The 6,177-nt window shown below is 52.1% G+C and carries 6 protein-coding genes; all 6 read right to left on the bottom strand.

The features are described 5' to 3' along the window. Positions 1–854: MaoC family dehydratase (locus tag P1U71_RS03975; protein ID WP_301104256.1), on the bottom strand; the 854-nt coding region annotated here is incomplete at its 3' end. Between the two features lie 14 nt (positions 855–868). Beyond that, positions 869–1,744: a CoA ester lyase gene (locus P1U71_RS03970; RefSeq protein ID WP_301104255.1), complete on the bottom strand. Its 876-nt coding sequence runs from the start codon at positions 1,742–1,744 to the stop codon at positions 869–871. Between the two features lie 141 nt (positions 1,745–1,885). Beyond that, the gene (locus tag P1U71_RS03965; RefSeq protein WP_301104254.1) at positions 1,886–3,190 is read right to left on the bottom strand and encodes a right-handed parallel beta-helix repeat-containing protein; all 1,305 of its coding nucleotides are present in this window, start codon (positions 3,188–3,190) and stop codon (positions 1,886–1,888) included. Positions 3,191–3,330: 140 nt separating this feature from the next. Then, entirely contained in the window at positions 3,331–4,353 is a 1,023-nt protein-coding gene (locus tag P1U71_RS03960; RefSeq protein ID WP_301104253.1) for an aspartate-semialdehyde dehydrogenase, read from the bottom strand. 70 nt (positions 4,354–4,423) lie between these two features. Next, complete coding sequence (leuB, locus tag P1U71_RS03955; protein WP_301104252.1) at positions 4,424–5,536, bottom strand: 3-isopropylmalate dehydrogenase; 1,113 nt, start codon at positions 5,534–5,536, stop codon at positions 4,424–4,426. 32 nt (positions 5,537–5,568) lie between these two features. Then, positions 5,569–6,174 (bottom strand): 3-isopropylmalate dehydratase small subunit, encoded by a 606-nt coding sequence (leuD, locus tag P1U71_RS03950; protein WP_301104251.1) that lies wholly within the window; start codon positions 6,172–6,174, stop codon positions 5,569–5,571. Positions 6,175–6,177 lie beyond the last annotated feature (3 nt).

Here is a 6,177-nt window from a genome sequence, read left to right as displayed (position 1 = left end):
CCGGCAAATGTCGGAGCCGTATGGGACCCGCCATTGATCGCCCCGATAAGCTGGGCATTGCCAAGGCCATTGAAGGAGAGTGCGCGCGCGAGGCTGATGATATGACCACCATAGATCAAGCGACGACCAAAACGGTCATTCTGCATCTGATGCTGGTTAAAATGGACCTTGGCGGTGTTCTGATACAGCCGGGTCGCCATCATATGCTCGGCTTCCTCGATCGTCATGCCGTCCACGTGATCAATCTTCTCGCCAACTTCGTAATCCTCGAAATAATGAGGAGACCCGGCAAGCGTCGCATCATAGCCGGAGAAATCAATCCCCTGCGGCAGGGAAATCTGCACGGGATCCACACGATCCGGCAACTCCGGTACAACGGCTTCCGGTGCGGGTGCATTTTCATCCTTTTTGCGGACCATAACCCAGCGGACATAATCAAGAACGATGGCGCCCATCTGGTTGGTTCCAGTGGAACGGACATAGACGACACCCGTTTTACCGTTTGAGTTTTCCTTAAGGCCAATCACCGTTGAACTTGTCCTGACCGTATCGCCCGGGAAAACCGGCGCCTTGAACTGCACATCCGCATAGCCGAGATTCGCAACGGCATTCAGGGAGACATCGGGAACCGTTTTGCCGAAGACGATATGAAAAACCAGAAGATCGTCAATCGGTGCGGCCTCAAGGCCACATTCCATGGCAAAGCTGTCCGCCGATTGCAACGCAAAGCGCCCGCCATAAAGCGCGGTATAGAGAGAGACATCCCCTTCGGTAATGGTCCGCGGTGTTGCATGATCGAGCACCTGTCCGATCTTGAAATCTTCGAAGTAATTTCCGGGATTGGTTTTGCTCATCAAATTCCCTCTCCTTACTCGGCCGCGGCCGCAATGGCATCGGCCATGGCGACCTTTGCTTTTGCAATTTCAACATGGAGGTTTTCGACAAGCTTGCCGTCGACCAGAACAACGCCCTTGCCTTCTTTCTCGGCGGCTTCAAACGCCTCAATAACTTTTCGGGAATGCGCCACCTCTTCTTCCGAAGGAGCGAACACCTCATTCGTCGGGGCGAGCTGTTTCGGATGGATCAGGGTCTTCCCATCGAAGCCGAGTTCCAGCCCCTGCACACAGGAGCCGTGGAATCCATCCTCATCCGCGAGGTCGAGATAAACACCATCCAGAACGGTAAGGCCATAGGCACGCCCCGCAAGCAAGCAAAGGCCAAGAGAGGTAATAACAGGTAGGCGCATCGGTGTATGCTGTGCCTGAAGATCCTTCACAAGATCGGAGGTGCCCATAACGAAGCAGTCAACACGCGGGCTTGCGGAAGCGATTTCTTCTGCTTTCAGAATACCGAGCGGCGTTTCCATCATGCACCAGATTGTCGTTGTCTCCGGCGCGCCAGCCTCCATCATGATTTTTTCGAGCATCTGGACTTGCGCGGCGCTTTCAACTTTGGGAAGCAGGATCGCATCGGGGCCCGCTTTGGCTGCCGCGATAATGTCATCCTTCCCCCACGGGGTATCAAGTCCGTTGACCCGAATGATGATTTCGCGATTGCCGTAGTCACCCGAGGCCGCGTTAGCGCAGACGATTTCGCGGGCGTCTGCCTTCGCGTCCGGCGCAACCGCATCTTCAAGATCAAGGATTAGCGCATCTGCGACAAGTGTCTTTGCTTTTTCCTGGGCGCGGGCGTTAGAACCCGGCATATAAAGAACCGAACGGCGGGGGCGAATGTTTTTTGTCATTGTTAGTCCCTCGGGCGCGACGCCCTATTCAAATAACTTCAGCAAATTAAGAGATGCGGGGCGCATCATAAAGGGTTTTTATTGCGACGCAACAACAAGGGACAAAAATGCTTGCGTTTCACATGCCGATGGATCGATGCTTCATTGCTGCAACTCCACGGCACCCACATCCAGTCCCTTTCCTGACGGCCGCGGGTTGCCGAAATAATCAACCGTCATCTCCGGATCCGGCTCTCCATTGTCGATGGCCTCACTATCCTCGGGCAGACGAAGATCTCCATCATCGATATCAACAAACACATCATCAAGGTCGTCAATTTCTATATTGCCGAAACGCTCAACGCCCTCCCCTTCGATTTTTATCTCATTCGCGACGTTATTGGCAACAAGGCTGGCATCTTCCGGATCGCCTTCTGAGACAGAGATGATTGTGATTGTGGCTGGGCCCGGCGGGAAATAGTCGATATCCATCACCGTGTTGTTCTTTATCCGGACATTCCGCGCGCCGAAAACCGATATTCCATGCCAGTTATCGACAGCGATAATATTATTCTCAATAGTCCAGTCTTCATAGACACCATCAAAAAGCCCAATCCCCTCCAGCTTACAGACGTAGGGCTGATAAAAATCCTCAAAATTCAGGATCAGGTTACGGCGAAAGGTCACATCTTTTATCACGCCGGTTCCGGGACGCCCGTCCGCGCCAGTTGACCATGACTGAAATCCGTCTGAATGATTTGAGTTTACCTGATAGCAGTTCTTTACGACATTTTCCTCGAATAAGCTGTGATCGCCCAGCCCGCGCAAGCCATCACCGGAGAAATTCTTCACCTCATTCCGTGCGACAATGCTATGCTTACCGAGCGTCGAAATCCCGAAATTTACATTCCTGATCTTGTTATTGCGAATGTCCGCATGTTCCGCCTCAGAAAATATGCCATCCAGCGCCTTCTCATTCCAGTCATCGGTGGACCAGTCAGAAATATCTTCAACCGTATAAATGGTGAAGCTGTCTATGTTGATATGATGGGAATTCTTGTCGATACGGACATGATATCTTTCGTCCGGCTCTCGAAATCCTTCCGACGTCACCGTGAAGCCCGTTAGAGCCCAATTGGCACTCCCCTTGATCTCAACATTCTCGAATGTCGCCTGCTGATCGTCGGAGACAACGACCGATGTCATTTCGGACATTTCCCTGTTCTGAATGACAAGGCGGCCATAATCTCCGCCTTCCAGCATCACCCGATCTCCGGCTTTAACAATATCATCGTCTAGAATCGATTGCAGGCTTTTCCAGGGCGACTCCTTGCTGCCGTCAGCTCCATTTACAGGGGCTTGCGGATTAACAAAAATATCCCGCGCCATTGCCGGAGAGATTACCGCCAGCATTGCCGCCAGACAGATAAGAAGTGATGCGGAGAATTTCAGAGTATGTGCCGTCATAACGACCTCCGGAGATTGCAAACAGCCGACCGGCTGTTCTTATATCCTGAAAGACTATGACAACGGCTAAAAATGAACAAGCCAGCCTGACGCTTATTTTAATTGCGTCAGGCTGGCTTGATTAAATGTCTTTGGAGCGACTAGGCCGCTTTTTTCAAATATTCGCGCCCAACCAGTTCCGCAATCTGAACTGTGTTAAGCGCCGCGCCCTTACGAAGGTTATCCGAAACACACCAAAGGTTGATGCCATTCTCAATTGTCGCATCGTCGCGAATACGCGAGATAAAGGTAGCGTAGTCACCGACACATTCGACGGGTGTTACATAACCATTTTCTTCGGGGTTATCGACAACCATAATGCCCGGAGACTCACGCAGGATTTCCCGCGCGCGATCCGCGCTCAACTCGTTCTCAAACTCGATATTAACAGCTTCGGCATGACCGACGAATGTCGGCACGCGCACGCAAGTAGCCGTAAGCTTGATCTTCGGGTCGACGATCTTCTTGGTCTCGACCATCATCTTCCATTCTTCCTTGGTGTAACGGTCGTCCATGAAGACATCAATATGCGGGATCACGTTAAAGGCGATCTGCTTGGTGAATTTTGATGGTGTCGGCGTATCGTTTACATAGATGCCCTTGGTCTGGGTGAACAATTCATCCATCCCCTCATTCCCCGCACCCGAAGTCGACTGATAGGTAGAAACCACGACGCGCTTGATCGTTGCTACGTCATGCAACGGCTTCAACGCCACAACAAGCTGCGCGGTCGAGCAGTTCGGGTTCGCGATAATGTTCTTCCGGGTATAACCAGCGGCATCCTGTGGATTTACTTCCGGGACAACCAGCGGCACATCCGGATCCATCCGGAAATGCGAGGAATTGTCGATGACAATCGCACCTTGCGCGGCCGCAATCGGAGCGTATTTTGCAGATACAGTTCCGCCTGCGGAAAAGAGAGCAAAATCTATCCCTGTGAAATTAAAATCATCCAGTGCCTTCACCTTCAGCGTCTTATCACCAAAGGAGACCTCGCGCCCGACAGAACGTTTTGAGGCGAGCGCGATAACTTCCGTCACCGGAAATTGTCTTTCATGCAAAATATTCAGCATTTCGCGGCCCACATTCCCGGTGGCACCGACAACCGCAACTCTGTATCCCATGATCTTAATCTCTTCTATTTCCCGGCATCTCCGCACCGGGGGTTAAATCAATCGCGCAATATATCAGGAATTAGCCGTTTGCCTTGTCCAACTCACGGATAATAGCGTCGCCCATTTCCGTGGTCGACACCTGCGTCATGCCCGCTGACATGATATCGCCAGTGCGAATACCACTTGCAAGCACTTTTTGCACTGCCGCTTCCACAAGATCCGCTTCACTGCCCATATCGAAGCTATAGCGCAACGCCATGGCATAAGAGAGGATGGTCGCGATGGGGTTCGCGATATTCTGGCCCGCAATATCCGGGGCTGACCCATGGACTGGCTCATAAAGCGCTTTGCGGCGTCCCGTCTCATCGACATCGCCTAAGGAAGCCGACGGCAGCATACCAAGGGAACCGGTCAACATTGCCGCACAGTCGGAGAGAATATCACCGAACAGGTTGTCGGTAACGATCACATCAAACTGTTTTGGCTTGCGGACAAGCTCCATCGCCGCCGCATCCGCATACATATGGCTGAGCTCGACTTCCGGGAATTCCGTTTCGCCAATTTTCGTGACTTCCTCGCGCCAGAGAACGCCTGATTCCATAACATTGGCTTTCTCGCTGGAGCATACGCGGTTATCACGCTTCTTCGCCAGTTCAAAGGCGACACGCGCAACACGGTGAATTTCCGGCGTCGTGTAGACTTGCGTATTCACGCCCCGACGGATACCGTTCCCGAGATCCTCAATCCCGCGTGGCTCCCCGAAATAAACGCCGCCGGTGAGCTCACGAATGATCATGATGTCGAGACCGCTTACCAGTTCCGGCTTCAGGCTGGATGCATCCACCAGCGCATCAAAACAGACCGCCGGACGGAGGTTCGCGAAAAGCTCCAGATCCTTGCGAAGGCGCAAAAGGCCGCGCTCCGGCTTGATTGAAAAATCGAGATTATCCCATTTCGGCCCGCCAACTGCGCCGAGCAGGACCGCATCCACATTCTGCGCTTTCTCAACGACTTCATCCGTAACCGGAATGCCGTGCTTGTCGATAGATGAACCGCCGACGAGATCTTCGTCAACATCGAAGGAAACAGCGCGGTTATCTTCCATCCAGTTTACGATGCGGCGCACTTCGCCCATGGCTTCCGGGCCGATGCCGTCGCCGGGCAGGATCAACAGGGATTTATTTGATGTCATAACAATTCACTCTCTAATTACCGGAACTCAGATTACAGCCAGGGCTGCTGCATTTTGCGGGTTTCTTCATATTCCGCGACCTTGTCTTCCTTCTTCAGGGTAAGGCCAATTTCATCAAGCCCCGTCAACAGGCAATGCTTGTTGAATTGGTCAATCTCAAAATGAATGACACCGCCGTCTGGTCCCCGGATTTCCTGAGCCTCCAGATCAATAGATATGGTCGCATTGGCACCGCGCTCCGCATCTTCCATCAATTTACTGAGATCTTCTGGCGATACTTCAATTGGCAAAATTCCATTGCGGAAGCAGTTATTGTGGAAGATATCGGCAAAGCTTGTTGAAATCACACAACGGATCCCGAAATCGAGCAACGCCCAAGGCGCATGCTCCCGACTCGACCCACAGCCGAAATTATCGCCCGCCACAAGGATTTCGGCGTTGCGATAGGCTGGCTGATTAAGGACAAAATCCTCTACTTCAGTACCATCATCATTATAGCGCATTTCAGCAAACAGGTTTTTTCCGAGGCCTTTGCGCTGAATGGTTTTCAAATACTGCTTGGGAATGATCATATCGGTATCAATATTGACCAAAGGCATGGGCGCGGCGACCGCTGTCAGCTTATTGAATTTTTCCATTTT

The organism is Sneathiella sp., from assembly GCF_029233945.1.
Lineage (GTDB): Bacteria > Pseudomonadota > Alphaproteobacteria > Sneathiellales > Sneathiellaceae > Sneathiella.
Note: the sequence above shows the minus strand (reverse complement) of the source record. Positions and strands in the feature narration are given on the sequence as shown.

Excerpts from the sequence above, each read along its gene's own strand:
- P1U71_RS03960 (WP_301104253.1), bottom strand. The coding sequence starts at position 4,353 with ATGGGATACAGAGTTGCGGTTGTCGGTGCCACCGGGAATGTGGGCCGC.
- leuD (WP_301104251.1), bottom strand. The coding sequence starts at position 6,174 with ATGGAAAAATTCAATAAGCTGACAGCGGTCGCCGCGCCCATGCCTTTG.
- leuB (WP_301104252.1), bottom strand. The coding sequence starts at position 5,536 with ATGACATCAAATAAATCCCTGTTGATCCTGCCCGGCGACGGCATCGGC.
- P1U71_RS03970 (WP_301104255.1), bottom strand. The coding sequence starts at position 1,744 with ATGACAAAAAACATTCGCCCCCGCCGTTCGGTTCTTTATATGCCGGGT.
- P1U71_RS03965 (WP_301104254.1), bottom strand. The coding sequence starts at position 3,190 with ATGACGGCACATACTCTGAAATTCTCCGCATCACTTCTTATCTGTCTG.